Origin of the sequence: Actinoplanes derwentensis, from assembly GCF_900104725.1 — a bacterium.
GTDB classification, from domain to species: Bacteria; Actinomycetota; Actinomycetes; order Mycobacteriales; family Micromonosporaceae; genus Actinoplanes; species Actinoplanes derwentensis.
Genome location: NZ_LT629758.1, coordinates 3,017,253 through 3,038,496 on the forward strand (window position 1 = coordinate 3,017,253; position 21,244 = coordinate 3,038,496).

At 70.5% G+C, this 21,244-nt stretch carries 1 protein-coding gene; it reads right to left on the minus strand.

Annotated elements, in window-relative coordinates; genetic code table 11:
* Positions 1-28 precede the first annotated feature (28 nt).
* Positions 29-21,226: a type I polyketide synthase gene (locus tag BLU81_RS50610; RefSeq protein WP_092544811.1), complete on the minus strand. Its 21,198-nt coding sequence runs from the start codon at positions 21,224-21,226 to the stop codon at positions 29-31.
* Positions 21,227-21,244 lie beyond the last annotated feature (18 nt).

A 21,244-nucleotide genomic window follows, 5' to 3' on the forward strand; every position in this document is an offset into this window, starting at 1 on the left:
CTCGCCCACTCCAGGTGATCGAAAGGGGTCAGTTCGCGCCGAGTTGACCGTCGAGCAGGCTGAACAGCTCGTCGTCGTCGGCAGCGGCGATATCGGTGTCCGGCGTCTCCGTGGACGTGCCGGAAGTGGTGGTCCGGCCGGACGTTGTGGTCCAGCCGGCCAGGAGCGCCCGCAGCCGCAGTGTCACCGCGGTCCGGGTGGCGGTGCTCGGCGCGGCGCCGGCCAGGCTGCTCTCCAGCCCCGCCAGCTCGGCCAGCAGGGCGGCGTCACCGTCGACGGTCTCCGGGGCCAGCCGGTCACGGAGCGCGCCGGCCAGCGCCAGCGGCGTCGGATGGTCGAAGATCAAGGTCGGGGCGAGACGCAGCCCCGTGTCGGCGGCCAGCCGGTTACGGAACTCGACCGCCATCAGCGAGTCGAACCCGAGATCCCCGAACGCCTGGTTGTCCCCGATCGCCGCCGGGTCGGCGTGCCCCAAAACCGCGACCGCGTGGGTACGGACGACGCCCAGCAGCATCCGCGTCCGCTCGACAGGCGTGAGCGTGGCCAGCCGCGCGGTCAGCGCCTGGTCCCGGCCGCTCGCCCCGTCCCGGCCGTTGCTGTCCCGGCCGTTGCTGTCCCGGCCGGTCTGGGTGGTCGGTCCGGACCGCATGGGTGTCAGGCTGGTGAACATCTCGGGCAGGCGCCCGGCGGCCACGCGCATCGCCGTGAGGTCGAGTCCGAGCGGCGCGAGTTGCGCGGCCCCGAGGGTGAGTGCGGTATCGAACAGATGGAGGGCTTCCGCAGTGACCAGCGGCACGATCCCACCACGGCGCATCCGTTCGAGATCCACTCCGGCGCCCAACCCGGCGTCCCACAACCCCCACGCGAGGGAGGTCGCCGGAACACCTTCGACCCGAAGACTTGCCGCGTACGCGTCCAGGAAGGTGTTCGCCGCGGCGTAGTTGGCCTGCCCGGCATTACCTAGCAGCCCCGCGACCGAGGAGAACAGCACGAACGCGCTCAGCTTCGACCCCGCGGTAGCCGCACGCAGATTGACCGCGGCGTCCACCTTGGCACTCAGAACGGCATCGAGACGTTCCGGCGTCAACGAGACGAGCGTGGCGTCGTCAGTCGTGCCGGCAGCGTGAACGACCGCACTGACCTCGCCCGCCACCGACCCGATCAGCCGTGCGACGGCGTCCGGGTCGGCGAGGTCACAGCTCTCCAGCCGAACCCGCGCACCCGACGCGCCCAGTTCACCCACCAGTTCGCCCGCACCGGGAGCGTCGTACCCCCGCCGGTTCACCAACAGCAGACTCTCGACCTGCCGACTGGCGACCAGGTGCCGGGCCAGAGCCGCACCGAGCGCCCCGGTCGCCCCGGTCAGCACCACGGTGCCGCCCCCAAGCGCACTCACCGAGGCCTCTGCCGCCGGGTCCGATGTCCCCACGGGCTCTCTCCCCCCGGTCTCTCTCCCGGCGGCGTTCTCCCTCGCGGTCTCGGCTGCTGCCGGATGGGTGTTCGCCGGGCCGGGCTGGGACGTGACCGGGACCAGCCGCGGAACCAGCGCCACCCCGGCACGGATCGCGACCTGCGGCAGCCCTGCCTCGACGATGCCCGGAAGCAGCGTGTGGTCCTCAGCACCATGACCGGTATCGATCAGAGTGAAGCGACCAGGGTTCTCGGTCTGAGCGGATCGAACCAGACCCCAGAGTCCGGCGTACGCCAGCCCGTCCACCGTGTCGTCGTCACCGGTCGCCACGGCACGGGAGGTGAGCACCACGAGGTGCGACTCGTCCCAGACCGGATCGCTGATCCAGGTCCGCAGCGTGTCCAGAGCGATCTCCACGGCCCGCCGAACGTGTACAGGCTCACCCGGCGGTGGGGCGGTAGCGTCGAGCAGGACGACCGAGGGCGCAACCGGCAGTTCCGGAAGCGGCTCACCGAACGGCAGGTGATGCCACCCGGCTGGTTCCGCATCGGAGTCCGGGAGCATGGCGGGCTGCCAGCGGATCGAATAGAGCCCAGCACCGGAGCCCTCGGACGTGACAGCCGTCCGGCGGAACGCGACCCGCTCGATGTGGGCCACCGGAAGGCCGGTGCCGTCAGCCACGGTCAGACGCACACCACCGGGCCCGTCCGGGCTGACCCTGACAAGCAGTCTCGGCGCCCCAGGCGCAAACAGCCGAACCCCGGTGAAGGCGAACGGCAGCCGAATGCCGTCCCCATCAAGCATCCCACCAGCGGCAACAGCATGAAGGACGCTGTCCAGCAGAGCCGGATGCAGGGCGAACCCAGCGCCTACGTCAGCAAGTTCAACCTCGGCGTACATCTCGTCACCAGCACCCGCAGGTCGAGTGGACCCAGTGCCGGCAACCCCGGTGCGAGCAATCTCGGTGCCAGGAGTGCCGGTTCCAGAAATGCCAGTGCCAGCCACACCGATGCCAGCGCTATCGGCGTCGGTGTCGGTGCCAACCCGCCAAGCACGGCGCAGACCCTGGAAGGCCGGGCCGTACCCGAGTCCGGCCGCGGCCATCGCCGGATAGAACCCGGTGAGGTCGAGCTCCTCGGCCCCATCCGGCACGACGACCGCCGCGGGCACCACGAATCCGGCGGGCACGGCGACCGCCGCGGGCATGGCGAATTCGGTGGACACGACGCCCGCAGCGGCAGGAACGCCCGAAATGGGCACGGCGACATCGACGGAAACCGCGGGGCCGTCCTCGCCGATGTCCGCGAAGGGCTGAGCGGTGGAAGGCTGAGCGGTGGAGGGCTGAGCTGGTGACAGGTGGCCGGTGGCGTGTTCGGTCCAGGGTGCGTCTGGGTTGGTGCGGGCGTGGATGGTGATCGGACGGTGGTCCCGGTCGTCGGGGGCACCGACGGTCACGCGGATCTGCACCGGATCTCCGGCCGGCAGGATCAGCGGGGCCTGGAGCAGTAGTTCCTCCAGTACCGGGACCCCCACCTCGGCGCCCGCGGTCAACAGCAGTTCGGCCAATACCGTTCCGGGCACGACGGTACTGCCGTGGACGGTGTGGTCAGCCAGCCAAGGATGAGTGGCCGTGGAGAGGGAACCGGTGAACAACACCATGTCCGTACCGGGAACCTCAGCTACGGCACCGAGAACAGGATGACCGATTCCGTTCAGGCCCAGTCCGGCCGCGTCCCCAGCAGGGGCGATCCGTGGACGGGGCCAGAAACGCCGATGCTGGAAGGGGTAGGTCGGCACGTCCACCGTGTCCCGCCCGACGATCGCGGCCCAGTCAACTCGACGGCCACGCACGAAGAGTTCAGCAACGGCAGTCAGCAGGGTGGTGGTCTCGTCCCCGTCCGGGTCCTGGGTCTGGTCCTGGCTGCGAGGGCGGCGTAGAACGGCGAACGCGGCCGGGCCGTCGATCATCGGGGTCAAGACCGCGTCCGGGCCCAGTTCGAGGACAAGATCTGCGTCCAAGGCGTTGACAGCGTCGGCGAAGCGGACCGGCTCGCGGACCTGACGCACCCAATACGACGGATCCATCCAATCACCCGTTGAATCAACAGATGACACGTACGACAGCCGCGGCTCACGGAACGTCAATGTCGAAACAACCGCACCGAAGTCGGTCAGCATCGGATCCATCAACCGCGAATGAAACGCATGACTCGTCCGCAGACGGGTGGTCTTCCATTCCGACGCCACGACTCCCGCGACATCGGACTCGTGACCGGAAACCACCACCGACCGGGGGCCGTTCACCGCGGCGATGTCGATATCCGGGAACACCGACCGCACCTCGGCCTCGGACGCCAGCACCGACACCATCACCCCACCGGCCGGCAACGCCTGCATCAGACGAGCACGCGCCGACACCAACGTGGCCGCATCCCGCAACGACAAGACCCCAGCCGCGTAAGCCGCCGCGATCTCACCGATCGAATGACCCACCACCACATCCGGCACGACACCCCACGAACGCAGCAGCGATAGCAGCGCCACCTCCAAAGCGAAGATCGCCGGCTGCGCACAACCCGTGTCGTCGATGTCTCCGGACAGATCCAACAACGCGGTGACCTCGTCATAGGCGGCCCGATACACCGGGAACACCTCGTAGAGGGAACGGCCCATCTCCGCACGCTGTGAACCCTGACCGGTGAAAGCGAAGGCGAGGCGCCCCTCGGCGGCCACACCACGCACCACACGGTCCCCGAGCCGGACAGCGCGCCGCGGCAGTACAGCCCGCGTGGCCAGGGTCGCCGCGACTCTGGCCGGCGGCAGATCAGTGCGGCCCGCGATCAACAGATCCAGGGCATCCACCGCAGCCTCGTCCGCCGCGGTGATCACGAGCGGCACGACCGGTAGGACCAAAGGCGCCGCAGGCACAGCGGGCACAGCGGCGGTCGCTACGGCCGGGATGACGGTGGAAGGCCCCACGGCCGAGGGGACGGTGGGCGCGGCTTCGAGGATCACGTGGGCGTTGGTGCCGCTGATGCCGAAGGAGGAGACCGCTGAGCGCCGGGGACGGTCCGTGGACGGCCAGGCACGGGACTCGGTAAGTACTTCCACGGCGCCCGCCGACCAGTCCACCCGGGACGACGGGGTGTCCACGTGCAGGGTTCGGGGCAGGGTCCCGTACCGCATGGCCTGCACCATCTTGATGATCCCGGCGACACCGGCCGCGGCCTGGGTGTGGCCGATGTTCGACTTCACCGAACCCAGCCACACCGGGTCACCGGAACGGTCCTGACCGTACGTGGCCAGCAGCGCCTGTGCCTCGATCGGGTCACCGAGGGACGTGCCGGTTCCGTGTGCCTCGACCGCGTCGATGTCGGCGGGGCGCAGACCGGCGGCCGACAGCGCCTGCCGGATCACCCGCTGCTGGGACGGCCCGTTGGGGGCGGTGAGCCCGTTGGACGCGCCGTCCTGGTTGATGGCACTGCCCCGGATCACCGCGAGCACCGGATGACCGTGGCGCTGGGCGTCGGAGAGCCGTTCGACAAGCAGCAGGCCGACGCCTTCGGACCAGCCCGTGCCGTCGGCGCCGTCGGCGAACGACTTGCACCGGCCGTCAGCCGACAAGCCGCGCTGGCGGGAGAAACCGACGAACGTGGACGGCGTGGCCATCACCGTCACACCACCGGCCAGCGCCATCGAACACTCACCGTTACGCAACGCCTGCACCGCCAGATGTAGCGCCACCAACGACGACGAACAGGCCGTGTCGACGGTGACCGCGGGGCCCTCCAGGCCGAACGTGTACGAGATCCGGCCCGACGCCACACTGCCGCTGACGCCGAGGAATCCTTCGGCGGAGCCGTCGAGGACGAGGCCGTAGTCGTTGTACATGACGCCCACGAACACGCCGGTCCGTGAGCCGCGCAGCCCGAGCGGGTTCACCCCGGCCCGTTCGAACGCCTCCCACGACGTCTCCAGGAGCAGCCGGTGCTGCGGATCCATCGCCAGGGCCTCACGCGGCGCGATCCCGAACAGTCCCGGATCGAAGTCGGCAGCGCCGGGCAGGAAACCACCGCGCCTGGTGTACGACGTACCAGGGTGATCGGGGTCGGGGTGGTAGAGGTCGTCGAGGTTCCAGCCACGGTCCTCGGGGAAGGTGACGATCCCGTCGCGCTCATCCGCTACCAGGTTCCACAGGTCGTCGGGGCTGGTGACGCCGCCCGGGTAACGGCAGGCCATGCCGACGATGACGATCGGGTCGTCGTCCACCCGCACCGGGCCGGTGTCGGCGGCCACCGTTCCGTCCGCCCCGGACAGCCGCTCCCCCAGGAACGTCGCCAGCAGCCCGGCGTTCGGGTAGTCGAAGACCAGCGTCGACGGCAGCCGCAGCCCGGTCGCCGCCGCGAGCCGGTTGCGCAGTTCGACGGCGGTCAGGGAGTCGAAGCCCAGTTCGGTGAAGGCCCGTTCGGGTGCCACCTGGGCGGCGGAGTGGTGTCCGAGCACGTCGGCGACCTGGGCGCGGACCAGCCCGAGTACCGCGTGGTCCCGGTCGGCGGGCGGCAGCGCGGCCAGTCTGCCGCCGAGTTCGCTGGTGGCGCGGGCGGTGGCCCGGGTCGGGGCGAGGCCGTGCAGCAGTGCCGGCACGCCGGGGGCGTTACGCAGCGCCACCAGGTCGAGCACGAGCGGCGCGACCAGGGGGAGACCGGAGCCCAGCGCGGCGTCGAACGCGGCCAGGCCCTGGTCGGCGGTCAGCGGCAGCACCCCGCCGCGGCTGAGCCGCTCCCGGTCCGCGCCCTCGCCCATGCCGGCGTCCCACAGTCCCCAGGCCAGCGAGGTCGCAGGCACGCCTTCGGCGCGGAGACTGCCGGCGTACGCGTCGAGAAAGGCATTCGCGGCCGCGTAGTTGGCCTGTCCCGGGTTGCCGAACAGTCCCGCCGCCGACGAGAACAGTACGAACGCACTAAGTGGTTTGCCGGCCGTGGCGGCGGCGAGGTTGCGGGCGGCGTCCACCTTGGCCCCGAAGACCGTGTCGAGCCGGGCCGGGGTCAACGATTCCAGGGTGCCGTCGTCGAGCACTCCAGCGGCGTGCACGACCGCGGTCACCGGCTCGTCGCGCAGCAGTTCCACGACCCGGGCGCGGTCGGCGAGGTCGCACACCTCCGACCGTACGACCGCTCCCTCGATGTTGATCTCACGCCTGGACCGGGACAGCAGCAGCAGTTCCCGCACACCGTGCGCCCGGACCAGATGTTCGGCCACCAGCCGGCCGAGAGTGCCGGTGGCGCCGGTGACCACCACCGTGCCGGTGCCGAGATCCGGCGAGCCGGTGGCTTCCGCCCGGGTCAGGTGCGGCACGCGGACCAGCCCGTCGCGGACCAGCGCCTGCGGCACCGGATACCAGGCGCCGCCGGGCCCGTCGAGCAGGTGCAGCCGGTCCGGATGTTCCGACTGGGCGGAGCGGACCAGGCCCCACAGCGCGGCGCCGTCCGGGTCGGTGACCTGGTCACCGACCGCGCCGAAGGTCCGCACGACGAGTCGCGCGCCGGACCAGACCGGGTCTGCCAGCCATTTCTGGATCAATTTCAACAGCGCGGCGGTACGGGTACCCGCCGGTCCCGCAGCAGTCGCGTCGACCAGCAGCACCGGTCCCGGAACAGGTAGTTCGTCACCCAGCGTCATCGGCACCGGCTCGGGACCGGGTACGACGGTCTGCGGGGTCCAGTCGACCCGGAACAGCAGACGGGCCGCCGTGTCCGCGGTGTCCCGTGCCGAGACCGGGCGCAGTACCAGGCTGTCCACTTCGGCGACCGGCAGTCCGGCGGCGTCGGCGAGTGCGATGCCGACGGTACCGGCCGTGGTGCCCGGAGTGAGACGAACCCGCAGCGTGGTGCCGGCCGGGCGTTCCCAGCGGGCGCCGGAGAACGCGAACGGCAGGTGAGCCCCGCCCGCGGGCAGCATTCCGGCGGCGCCGATCGCGTGCAGGGCGGCGTCGAACAGGGCCGGATGAACCGCGTACCCCTCGGTTGCCGCTTCGGTGCTGACCTCGGCGAACACCGTGTCGCCGCGGCGCCAGGCACGGCGCAGGTTGCGGAAGTCCGGGCCGTACCCGAGACCGGCCGCGGCGAAGTCGCCGTACAGGCCGTCGAGGGTGAGTTCGTCGGCGCCGGCCGGTGGCCAGACCAGCAGATCCGTACCGGCGGCCGTGGTCTCCGCGGTCAGCGAGCCGGTGGCGTGCAGAGTCCACGTGCCCGGCTCGTCGTCACGCCGCGAATGGATCGTCAGCGGCCGGCGGAACGCGGCGTCCGGCGCCGCGACCTGCACCCGCAGCCGGACCGAGACTCCCGGCGGGAGTGCCAGCGGGGTACGCAGCACCAACTCGTCGACGGTCGGGGTACCCGCCCGAGCGCCGGCTGCCTGCGCCAGTTCGAGCAGGGCGGTGCCCGGGACGACCGTGCTGCCGTGCACATGATGGCCGCCCAGCCAGGACGGGTTCGCGGCCGACAGCGTGCCGGTGAACAGCAGCGCCCCGAACCCGGGGAGTTCCACGGCGGCGGTCAGCAGCGGATGTCCCGGAGCGTCCAGGCCGGCGGCGGTGACGTCACCGGACGGCGGTGTCGCCTCCAGCCAGTAGCGCTGCCGCTGGAACGGATAGGTGGGCAGGTCGGCCCGAGGCCCGGCGCCCAGGACCGCCGCCCAGTCGACGTCGGTGCCGTGAACAAACAGGTCAGCAACCGCAGTCAGCAGGGTGGTGGCCTCATCGCGGTCGCGGCGCATCGCGGCTACCGCGTGCGGCTCGTCGATCATCGGGGTGAGGATCGCGTCGGGGCCGATCTCGAGGATCCGGGCGGCGTTCAGCCTGGTAACGGCTTCGGCGAAGCGAACCGGCTCGCGGACCTGACGCACCCAATACGACGGATCCATCCAGTCACCCGTTGAATCAACAGATGACACGTACGACAGCCGCGGCTCACGGAACGTCAATGTCGATACAACCGCACCGAAGTCGGTCAACATCGGATCCATCAACCGCGAATGAAACGCATGACTCGTCCGCAGACGAGTCGCCTTCCACTGCGACGCCAGGATCTCAGCGATCTCGGATTCATCGCCGGAAACCACCACCGAACGCGGACCATTCACCGCGGCGATGTCGATGCCCGGGAACACCGAACGCACCTCAGCCTCGGACGCCAGCACCGATACCATCACCCCACCGGGCGGCAGAGCCTGCATCAGACGAGCACGAGCAGACACCAGCGTCGCCGCATCCTGCAAAGACAACACCCCGGCGGCATAGGCTGCGGCGATCTCACCGATCGAATGACCCGCCACCACATCCGGCTCGACACCCCAGGAACGCACCAGCGCCAGGAGAGCCACCTCCAGGGCGAAAATCGCCGGTTGCGCGTAACCGGTGTCGTCCACCTCGCCGGTCAGATCCAGTAGCGCGGTCACCTCGTCATAAGCGGCACGGTAGACCGGGAACGCCGAGTAGAGCCCTCGGCCCATGTCACGCCGCTGCGAGCCCTGACCGGTAAAGATCACGGCCAAGCGGCCGGGCTCGGCCGACGCGGTCAACGGATGGGTGCCTGAAGCCAGTGCGGCCAGCCCACTCGCCAAGCTGTCCCGGCCCTCCTGGCCATCAACGATCAGGACCGCTCGGTGCCGGAGGCGGGACCGGGCCGCCAGTGCCCGGCCTGCCGAAGCCAGGGAGACTCCATCGAGAACGGATCGCAGACGGTGGGCCGCTTCGCGCAGGGCACCGGGCTCGGCGGCGGAGAGCACGACTGGGACGACCGGCAGTTCAACCGCATTGGTCGGCTCGGGGGCCGGGGGTGCTTCGAGGATTACGTGGGCGTTGGTGCCGCTGATGCCGAACGACGACACCGCCGCGCGCCGGGGGCGGTTCACCAGGGGCCATTCGCGCGGCTCGGTCAAGAGTTCCACCGCGCCTGCGGACCAGTCGACCTCGGTGGTCGGGGCGTTCACGTGCAGGGTCGCCGGGAGACTGCCGTGGCGCATCGCCTGAACCATCTTGATGATTCCGGCTACACCGGCGGCGGCCTGGGTGTGACCGAGGTTCGACTTGATCGAACCCAGCCACAACGGGTCACCGAAACGATCCTGACCATAGGTGGCCAGCAGCGCCTGTGCCTCGATCGGGTCGCCGAGGGACGTGCCGGTGCCGTGTGCCTCGACCGCGTCGACATCGCCGGCGCGAAGGCCCGCAGACGACAGCGCCTGCTGGATGACCCGCTGCTGTGAGGGGCCGTTCGGGGCGGTCAAGCCGTTGGAGGCACCGTCCTGGTTGACCGCGCTCCCTCGTACCACAGCAAGGACCTTGTGACCTTGCCGTTGAGCGTCGGACAAACGCTCCACCAGCAGCATGCCGACACCCTCGGCCCAGCCCGTTCCGTCGGCGCCGTCGGCGAACGACTTGCAGCGGCCGTCGGCTGACAGACCGCGCTGGCGGGAGAAACCGACGAACGTGTTCGGGGTGGCCATCACGGTCACGCCACCGGCCAGCGCCGCGTCGCACTCGCCGGTGCGCAGTGCCTGCACTGCCAGGTGCAGCGCCACCAGCGACGACGAGCACGCCGTGTCGACCGTTACCGCCGGGCCTTCCAAGCCGAACGTGTAGGAGACGCGGCCGGACGCGACGCTGCCGGAGGTGCCGGTGCTGAGGAAACCCTCCACACCGGCGGGTACCTCGGCGGTCTGCGAGGCGTAGTCGTGGTACATCACCCCGGCGAACACGCCGATCCGGGAACCGCGCAGCCCGAGCGGGTCGATGCCGGCCCGTTCGAACGCCTCCCACGACGTCTCCAGGAGCAGCCGCTGCTGCGGGTCCATGGCGAGGGCCTCACGCGGCGAGATCCCGAACAGCGCCGGATCGAAATCCCCGGCACCGGACAGGAAACCACCTTCGCGGGTGTACGACGTACCGGGATGTTCCGGGTCCGGGTCGTAGATATCCGGCCAGCCGCGGTCCTCCGGGAAGAATCCGACACCGTCCCGGCCGGCGGCGACCAGGTCCCACAGGTCGTCCGGCGAGGCGACCCCGCCCGGATAGCGGCAGGCCATGCCCACGATGACGATCGGGTCGTCGTCGTGGGCCGTCCGCGTCGTCACGGTCACCGGCGCCACGGTGGCCGAACCCGGCAGCCGTCCAGCCAGGAACTCGGCCAGCAGCCCGGCGTTCGGGTAGTCGAAGACCAGCGTCGACGGCAGCCGCAGCCCGGTCGCCGTCCCGAGCCGGTTCCGCAGTTCGACGGCGGTCAGCGAGTCGAACCCGAGCGCCGTGAAGGAACGGCCCGGATCCAGGGTCTCTCCCATCGCATAGCCGAGCACCGCGGCCACCTGCGCGCCGACCAGCGCGACCAGGGTGCGGATGCGCTCGTGCTCCGGCAACGCGGCCAGTCGCCGGGCAAGCGGCCCACCCTGCCCGCCGGTGCTCCCGGCGTCCGGGCCGCCATCTTGCGCGGTTCGAGCCAGCGAGCCGCCGCTCTGCGACACTCCGGCATGCGGGCCATCGCCTGGCGACACTCCGGTGTGCGGGCCGGGCATCGTTGTTCGGGCACGTGCACCGGTCAATGTGGTTCGGGTTGACACCAGGTCGGTGAGCAGCGATGGTACGTGACCGGCCGCGCCCACGGCCGGGAGATCGAGGCCGAGTGCCGCCAGCAGCGGCCGCTCGCTGGCGAGGGCGGCGTCGAAAGCGGCGAGGCCCTGCTCGGCGGTGAGCGCGACGACTCCGCCACGGCGCATCCGGGCCCGGTCGGCGTCGTCACCCATCCCGGCGTCCCACAGCCCCCATGCCATCGAGGTCGCAGGCACGCCTTCGGCGCGGAGACTGATGGCGTACGCGTCCAGAAACGCGTTGGCAGCCGAGTAATTGGCCTGCCCGGCATTGCCGAACAGCCCCGCAGCCGACGAGTACAGGACGAACGCCCGCAGTCGCCGCCCAGCGGTCGCCGCGGCCAGATTGCGGGCGGCGTCCACTTTGGCACCGAAGACCGTCGCCAGACGTTCCGGCGTCAACGATTCGAGAATCCCGTCGTCGAGCACACCGGCCGCATGCACGACAGCGGTCACCGGCTCGCCCGCCACGGCCGCCATGACCTCGCCCGCGTCGGCGAGATCGCAGGCGACCGCCCGGACCCGCGCTCCGTCGATGTCGAGACCATCGCCCGACCGGGACAGCAGAAGCAGCTCCCGAACTCCGTGCGCCCGAACCAGATGCCCGGCGACGAGCCGCCCCAGCTGCCCGGTGGCCCCGGTGACCACCACGACGCCGTCGCTCAGGTCCACCACGTCAGGGCCCGCCAGGCCGTCGGCGGGGTTCGCCGGAACCGGCTGCGGCACGCGGACCAGTCGAGGCTCGTGCACGGCGCCGTCGCTCACCCAAGCTTGTGGAACCGGGTAGAACGCCGTTTCCGGGCCGTCCAGCAGGTGAATCCGGCCCGGGTGCTCGGACTGGGCCGATCGGACGAGTCCCCACAGCGCGGCACCGTCGGGATCCGTGGGCCGCTCACCGGCCGCGCCTTCGGTACGGACCACCAGGCGGCCGTCTTCGTGGGCCGGATCAGCGAGCCACGACTGCAGCAGCGTGAGCAGGGCGGTTGCCCGATCGCGGGCACTACCGGGTGCGCTGGCGTCGACCAGGACGACCGGGGCGGGCGGCGGCAGCGGGTCACCGAGGCGGAACACCACCGGCTTCCCGGGCTCCGGCTCGATCCCCAGCGGAATCCAGTCCAGGCCGTAGAGCAGCTGGTCCGAGACATCGCCGTCCGGCTGCGCCACCGACGCCGGTCGCAGAGTAAGAGCGCCGACCCGGGCGACAGGCAGTCCAGAGCCGTCAGCAAGGTCCAACCGAACAGCCCCTGGCCCGCTGCTGATACCAGTGGCCCCGATACCAGTACCCGCTCCCGACTCAGCAGCGGCGGCGGGCTCGGAGGTCCCGGCGGTCGCGAGGGCTGAAACGGTCAGTCGGACCCGCAAGGTGTCGGTAGCGGTACCGAACAGGCGCACGTCGGAGAAGGCGAACGGCAACCGCGCGGCACCGTCGGCGGGCAGCAGGTCGTGAGTACCGAGAGCATGCAGTGCGGCATCGAACAACGCCGGATGCAGCCCGAACCCGCCCGCGCCATCGTCCAGGGTGACCTCGGCGAAGACCTCCGCGGCGGTACGCCAGACGCGCCGCAGTCCCCGGAACGCCGGCCCGTAGACCAGCCCAGCCTCCGCAAACGACTCGTAGAGCCCACCGAGATCGACTTCCTCAGCACCGTCAGGCGGCCACACGATCAGGTCGACGCCATCCGCGCCATCCGGGCCGCCCGTCGCCGCAGACTCGACCGAAGCGCGCGTTGGCCAGGACAGGCCGCCTCCGGTTCCCGTAGTACCACCATTGGTTCGAGTCGAATCACCGGGTGTAAGTACGCCCGTCGCGTGGGCGGTCCACGGCAGTTCGTCGGTGGTGCGGGCGTGCACGGCCACCGGGTGGCCTCCGTCGGGACCGGGAGCCGCGACGGTGACCCGGATCTGGGCACCGCCGGTTGCGGGGATGGTCAGCGGGGTGCCCAGGACCAGTTCGTCCAGGATCGGCGCTCCGGCGTGGCGACCGGCGGTGAGGGCCATCTCGACCAGGGCGGTACCCGGAACCACCACTTGCCCGAATACCCGGTGGTCGGCCAGCCAGGAGTGGGTCGCCAGGGACAGTCGGCCGGTGAGCACGGTCTCCGGCGCGTCCGGGAGAGCGATCGCCGCACCGAGCAGGGGGTGACCGGTCTCGGTCAGGCCCAGACCGGCCGCGTCGGCGGTGTGCCGGACACGCTGCCGCGGCCAGTACCGGCGATGGTCGAACGCGTAGACCGGCAGATCAAGCCCGGTACCGCCACCGAGAATCCCGGCCCAGTCGACGTCGATCCCGGCGGTGAACAGTTCCCCGACCGCAGCGAGCAGCGTCGCGACCTCATCGTGGCCGCGACGCAGCGCAGCAACAGCGGTGATACCGGGAACGGCAGTCACGGCGGGAACAGCGCCGATGGCAGGAACGGCCTCCGCGCGACCGTGACGCAACGCGGCGGAGTCCACATCCTCGCCGTCCGACCCGACCCGGCCTTCGGGGCTGTGCTCCTCGTCGTGAACCGCATTCGAGATCAGGGTGGCCAGGACCGTGTCCGGGCCCAGTTCCAGAACCAGGTCGGCGTCAAACGCTTCCACCGCGTCCGCGAACCGGACCGGCTCACGAACCTGACGCACCCAATACGACGGATCCATCCAATCACCCGTTGAATCAACAGATGACACGTACGACAGCCGCGGCTCACGGAACGTCAATGTCGATACAACCGCACCGAAGTCAACCAGCATCGGATCCATCAACCGCGAATGAAACGCATGACTCGTCCGCAGACGAGTCGTCCTCCACGGCGACGCCACGACCTCCGCGATCTCGGACTCGCGACCAGAGACCACCACCGAACGCGGACCATTCACCGCGGCGATGTCGATGCCCGGGAACACCGACCGCACCTCAGCCTCCGACGCCAGCACCGACACCATCACCCCACCGGCCGGCAACGCCTGCATCAGACGAGCACGCGCCGACACCAACGTGGCCGCATCCCGCAACGACAACACCCCAGCCGCATAAGCCGCCGCGATCTCACCGATCGAATGACCAGCCACGACGCCGGGCTCGACACCCCACGAGCGGACCAGAGCCAGAAGCGCCACCTCCAGCGCGAAGATCGCCGGCTGCGCATACCCGGTGTCATCCACATCGCCGGATAGATCCAGCAACGCCGCTACCTCGTCATAGGCGGCGCGATAAGCCGGGAAGACGGCATAGAGCCCTCGGCCCATGTCCAGCCGCTGTGAACCCTGACCGGTAAAGATCACAGCCAACCGGCCAGATCGAACGTTCTGCACAGGGATCGGCTCGGACAGGGCGTTCAGATCGGCCAAAGCGTTCAGAAGAGCTTTTCGATCGGCGGCGAGCACTACCGCACGGTGTGACAGCGGCGTCCGATGCGCGAGTGTCCAGGCGACATCGGCAACCGTAGCGGCCGGATCGCCGACCAGATGATCACGAAGCCGGGCCACCTGGCCGGCCAGTCCACCGACGGTCGCGGCAGCAAGGACCACCGGAACCACGCTCGAGAAGACACTGTCCGAAGAGCGACCGGACGGAGCGTGCGGAATCAGGGAAGCCTGGTCCGGCACAGAGACGACCGGCGGTGCTGCTTCGAGGATGACGTGGGCGTTGGTGCCGCTGATGCCGAACGACGACACGGCTGCACGACGTGGGCGGTTCGCGGACGGCCATTCGCGAGACGACGTCAGCAGCTCCACTGAACCAGCCGACCAGTCGACCTGCGAGGACGGGCTGTCCACGTGCAGCGTTGCCGGGAGCACCCCGTACCGCATCGCCTGAACCATCTTGATGATCCCGGCTACACCAGCCGCAGCCTGCGTATGACCCAGATTGGACTTCACCGAACCCAACCACAACGGGTCACCGGAACGATCCTTACCGTAAGTGGCCAGCAGCGCCTGCGCCTCGATCGGGTCACCCAGCGGAGTCCCGGTGCCGTGCGCCTCCACCGCGTCGACATCGCCGCCGCGAAGGCCCGCAGACGACAGCGCCTGCTGGATCACCCGCTGCTGTGAGGGGCCGTTCGGGGCGGTCAACCCGTTGGAGGCACCGTCCTGGTTGACCGCGCTCCCTCGTACCACAGCAAGGACCTTGTGCCCTTGCCGTTGAGCGTCGGACAAACGCTCCACCAGCAGCATGCCGACACCCTCGCCCCAGCCCGTGCCGTCAGCGGCCTCCGCGAACGACTTGCAGCGGCCGTCAGCCGACAAGCCGCGCTGGCGGGAGAAACCGACGAACGTGGACGGCGTCGCCATCACCGTCACACCACCGGCCAGCGCCATCGAACACTCACCGTTACGCAACGCCTGCACCGCCAGGTGCAGGGCGACCAGTGACGACGAGCAGGCGGTGTCGACGGTGACGGCCGGCCCTTCCAGGCCGAACGTGTAGGAGACCCGGCCGGAAGCGATGCTGCCGCCCGTACCCATGAAGCCTTCGACCTGCGCCTCGGCCTGCTCCAGGACGGTGACGTAGTCGTTATACATGACGCCCGCGAAGACGCCGACACGGGAACCTCGCAGGTGGCGGGGGTCGATGCCGGCGCGTTCGACGGCTTCCCAGGAGGTTTCCAGGAGAAGGCGGTGCTGCGGGTCCATCGCCAGGGCCTCACGCGGGGAGATCCCGAACAGTGCCGGATCGAAATCGGCGGCTTCGTACAGGAAACCACCCTCCCGGGTGTAGGAGGTTCCCGGGTGGTCCGGGTCGGGGTGGTAGAGGTCGGGCCAGTCACGGTCGGCAGGGAACGGGCCGATGCCGTCACGGCCCGCGACGACCAGGTTCCACAGGTCGTCCGGGGAGGTGACGCCGCCCGGATAGCGGCAGGCCATGCCCACGATGGCGATGGGTTCGTCAGTGCGGACCACGGTGGCCGGGGTGGTGGGTCCGACCGGGGCCGGGGCGCCGGCGAATCCGGCGCTCAGGTGGACGGCCAGTGCGGTGGCGTTCGGGTAGTCGAAGACGAGTGTGGACGATAAGCGCAGACCGGTGGCCGCGGACAGACGGTTACGCAGTTCGACTGCGGACAGTGAGTCGAAGCCCAGATCGGTGAAGGCGCGGGCGGGATCGACCTGATCGGCACGGCGGTAACCGAGCACGTCCGCGACCTGTGCCCGGATCAGGCCGAGCACGACGGTGACCCGCTGGTCGGCAGGCAGCGCGGCGAGTTGCCGGCCGAGCCCGGTGCCGGAGATGGACCGCGCGGCAGCGGACGGCTCGGGCGATGTGGCCAGCTCGGGCGACGTGGTCGGTGTCACCAGGCGGCGGAGCAGCGGGTGCGCGCCGGGCGCGGCACGCACGGCCGGGAGGTCGAGAGCGAGCGGCACGACCTGCGCGAGCCCGGTCCCGAGCGCGGCGTCGAACGCGGCGAGCCCTTGCCCAGCGGTGAGCGCGAGCACACCGCCACGGCGCATCCGCTGCAGGTCGGCGCCCTCCCCCATCCCGGCATCCCAGAGACCCCAGGCCAGCGAGGTGACAGGCACGCCTTCGGCGCGGAGATTGCTGGCGTACGCGTCCAGAAACGCGTTGGCAGCCGAGTAATTGGCCTGCCCGGCGTTACCGAACAGTCCGGCAGCCGACGAGTACAGGACGAACGCGCGCAGTCGTCTACCGGCGGTGGCCGCGACCAGATTTCGCGCGGCGTCCACCTTGGCCCGGAACACGGTGTCGAGCCGCTCCGGAGTCAGCGACTCCAGGGTGCCGTCGTCGAGCACTCCGGCGGCGTGCACGACCGCGGTCACCGGTTCGTCGCGCAGCACCGCCACGACAGCGTCCGCGTCGGCGAGGTCACAGGCGACCGCCCGTACCTCCGCGCCTTCGATCACCGGCCCGCCACCCGACCGGGACAGCAGCAGAAGCCGCCGGACACCGTGCGCCCGAACCAGGTGCTCGGCAACGAGCCGCCCGAGCTGCCCGGTGGCCCCGGTGACGACCACGACCCCGTCACCGAAGTCCGCGGCACTCGCGCTCCGCACCCGCTCCAGCCGGGGAAGGTGAACCACCCCGCCCCGGACGACAGCCTCCGGCACGTCATAGAAGACGCCGCCGGCTCCGAGGGCGCTCCCGCTCCCCGGGACGACGGCTTCGACGGCCTCGACTGCGGGAACCGCCGGGACGACGCTGTCACCGACGTCGAGCAGGTGGAAACGGCCGGGATGTTCGGCCTGCGCGGCGCGGACCAGACCCCACAGTGCCGCACCATCGGGGTCGAAGACATCAGGGCCAACCGCGCCGCTGGTACGAATGACCAGCGCAACGTCATCGCGCCCCGGATCAGCAAGCCACGCCTGCAACTGGGTGAGCAGGGCAGCGGCCCGGTCACGCGCCGGCCCGGGCACGGTCGCGTCGACCATGACTACCCGCGCAGGCCCCGCCAAGGAGTCACCGGCCCCGACGGCGATCGGGATCGACTCCGCCAGCGGTTCGCCGGGCACGAGGACGGCTTGGACAGGGTCCGCCAGCAGATCGCCGGGCACGGCGACGACCTGGGCGGGGTCCGGCAGTGGATCGCCGAGGGTGATAACGGTCGGGATGTTCGGGGACGCGGGGACGGGTTGCGGCACCCAGGCGACGGTGAACAGCAGGCGGTCGGCCGGGCTGTTCGTGGTGTGGCCGGAAGTGACCGGGCGCAGTCGCAGGGAGTCGACCTCGGCGACCGGCAGGCCGGCTCCGTCGGCGAGCAACAGGCGCACGGCACCGTCGCCGTCGGCCCGGGACAGGCGGACCCGCAGCTCACCGGAGGCCGAGCCGGTGATCCGGGCGCCGGAGAACGCAAACGGCAACCGGACCTCGCCGTCGTCGAACAGACCACCGGCCCCGATCGCGTGCAGGGCCGCGTCGGACAGTGCCGGATGGACACCGAAACCGTCGGTCACACCGTCGGCGGCGACCTCGGCGAAGACCGTCCCCGCACGGCGCCAGGCACGCCGCAGCCCCTGGAACGATGGTCCGTAGGCGAGACCGGCTTCGGCATAGTCGGCGTACAAGCCGTCGAGGGAGATCTCCTCCGCCCCGGCCGGCGGCCAGGTGACCAGTTCGAGATCCGGTTCGCCGGTGGCAATGCCCGAGACGGGAGCGTTCCCGGTGGTGGCTGGGACGAGGGTGCCCTCGGCGTGGGCGGTCCAGTCGTCGGGGTCACCGTCCTCGGGCTGGGCGTGCACGGTCACCAGGCGGCGGCCCTCGGAGTCGGCCGGGCCTACCCGCACCTGGATGTGGACTCCGCCGGACGCCGGGAGAACCAGCGGCTCGTGCAGGACAAGTTCCTCAGCGGTTCCCGCTCCGACCCGTTGGCCGGCGGCCAGGACCAGGTCGAGCAGAGCCGTACCGGGAACCAGGATCTCACCGAAGACCCGGTGATCGGCCAGCCAGCCGGGGTCACCGGCAGCCAGACGGCCGGTGAGGAGAGCCCCGTCCCCACCGGCGAACAGCACCGCGGCGCCGAGCAGTGGATGCCCAGAGGGATGCAGCCCCGCAGTGGTCACGTCACCGGCGCCGGTTGCGGTGCCCAGCCAGAAGTGCTGGTGATCGAAGGCGTAGGTGGGCAGGTCGGCAGGACGGCCCCCGGTACCGTCGAGCAGGCTTCGCCAGTCAACGTGCCGCCCCCGAACGAACAGCTCAGCAACAGCACTCAGCAGGACGACACTCTCATCCCGCTCCCGGCTGCGAGGGCGGTGTAAGGCGGCAAACGCGGCCGGGCCGTCGATCAACGGAGTCAGAACCGCGTCCGGGCCCAGTTCCAGAACCAGGTCGGCGTTCAACGCTTCCACCGCGTCCGCGAACCGGACCGGCTCGCGGACCTGACGCACCCAATACGACGGATCCATCCAATCACCCGTTGAATCAACAGATGACACGTACGACAGCCGCGGCTCACGGAACGTCAATGTCGAAACAACCGCACCGAAGTCAACCAGCATCGGATCCATCAACCGCGAATGAAACGCATGACTCGTCCGCAGACGAGTCGTCCTCCACGGCGACGCCACGACCTCCGCGACATCGGACTCGCGACCGGAGACCACCACCGAACGCGGACCATTCACCGCGGCGATGTCGATATCCGGGAACACCGACCGCACCTCAGCCTCCGACGCCAGCACCGACACCATCGCCCCGCCGACCGGCAACGCCTGCATCAGGCGAGCACGCGCGGACACCAACCTCGCCGCATCCTGCAGCGACAGCACCCCAGCCGCGTAAGCCGCCGCGATCTCACCGATCGAATGACCCACCACCACATCCGGCACGACACCCCACGAACGCAGCAGCGATAGCAGCGCCACCTCCAAAGCGAAGATCGCCGGCTGCGCACAACCCGTGTCGTCGATGTCGCCGGACAGATCCAACAACGCGGTGACCTCGTCATAGGCGGCCCGATACACCGGAAACACCTCGTAGAGGTCCCGGCCCATCTCCGCACGCTGTGAACCCTGACCGGTGAAAGCGAAGGCGAGACGGCCCTCGGCGGCGATGCCCTGGATCATGCTGTCGCCGAGTAGTACCGCGCGCTGGTCCAGCATTGCCCGGCCACTGAGTGTGAAGGCGGCGTCGGTGGTGGCGGCTCCTGTCACCCGTACCGCAGCAATGTGGGCTTTGAGGGAGGTCGCTGACCTTGCGGTGACCACCAACGGTGACTCGGGCAGGACCACCGTCGGGTTGGCGAGCTCCGCCGGGGAGTCCTCCGGCGCCTCCTCCAGGATGACGTGGGCGTTGGTGCCGCTGATGCCGAACGAGGACACCGCCGCCCGTCGGGGGCGGTCACCGCGTGGCCAGTCGCGGGCCTCGGTCAGCAGCTCGACCGCGCCGGCCGACCAGTCGACCTGGGGTGTCGGGGCGTCCACGTGCAGGGTGGCGGGGAGAAGTTCGTTACGCAGGGCCTGGACCATCTTGATGATGCCGGCGACGCCCGCGGCGGCCTGGGTGTGGCCGATGTTCGACTTGACCGAACCGAGCCACAGTGGGTCGGTGGCGCGTTCCCGGCCGTACGTGGCCAGCAGCGCCTGTGCCTCGATCGGGTCACCCAGCCGGGTGCCGGTGCCGTGCGCCTCCACCACGTCCACGTCGGCGGCGGTCAGGCCGGCCAACGCCAGGGCCGCCCGGATCACCCGCTGCTGGGAAGGTCCGTTCGGGGCGGTCAGGCCGCTGGAGGCGCCGTCCTGGTTGATCGCCGAACCGCGGACCACGGCGAGCACCGGGTGGCCGAGACGCCGCGCGTCGGACAGCCGCTCCACCAGCAGCATGCCGACGCCCTCGCCCCAGCCGGTGCCGTCGGCGGCCGCCGCGAACGACTTGCACCGGCCGTCGCCCGCGAGACCGCCCTGGCGGCTGAACTCGACGAACGTGCCGGGCGTGGCCATCACCGTCACACCACCGGCCAGGGCCAGGTCGCATTCGCCGTTGCGCAGCGCCTGCCCGGCCAGGTGCAGGGCCACCAGCGACGACGAGCAGGCCGTGTCGACGGTGACGGCGGGGCCTTCGAGGCCGAACGTGTACGAGATCCGGCCCGACGCGACACTGCCCGCGTTGCCGTTGCCGAGATAGCCGGCGACACCCTCGGGGACGTCGAGCGGGCGGGAGCCGTAGTCGTGGTACATGACGCCGGTGAACACGCCGGTCCGTTTCAGCGGTACCGCGGTCGGGTCGAACCCGGCCCGCTCGAAAACCTCCCACGTGCTCTCCAGCAGCAGCCGCTGCTGGGGGTCCATGGCCAGGGCCTCGCGAGGGCTGATGCCGAACAGATCCGGGTCGAACCCGGCCGCGTCCCGCAGGAAACCACCCTGGAGGCTGGCCTGCCGGTCGAGTTCGCCGGTCTCGTGGTCGTAGAGGCCGTCGATGTCCCAGCCACGGTCGTCGGGCGGCGCGCCGACCGCGTCCGAACCGGAGGCGACCAGCCGCCACAGGTCCTCGGGGCCGGCTACGCCGCCCGGGTAGCGGCAGCTCATGGCCACGATGGCGAGTGGCTCGGCGGCCCGGTACTCCAGTTCCTCGACGCGGCGGCGGGCGGTGCGGAGGTCCGCGGTGGCCCGTTTCAGGTAGGCGAGGTACTTCTCGTCCGCGGCAGTCGCCGAGCCGGGGGCCGCCAGGCCGGCTGAGGCGGCACGGGCTGCGGTAGGTGAGCCGGCTCCGGCGGGAGTGCCGGGGGTTGAGCTGGCGGAGGACATGGCGGAACCGCCTTCGGA

Bases quoted from the DNA above. Each gene is read 5' to 3' on its own strand.
- BLU81_RS50610 (WP_092544811.1), bottom strand. From the start codon at position 21,226: ATGTCCTCCGCCAGCTCAACCCCCGGCACTCCCGCCGGAGCCGGCTCA.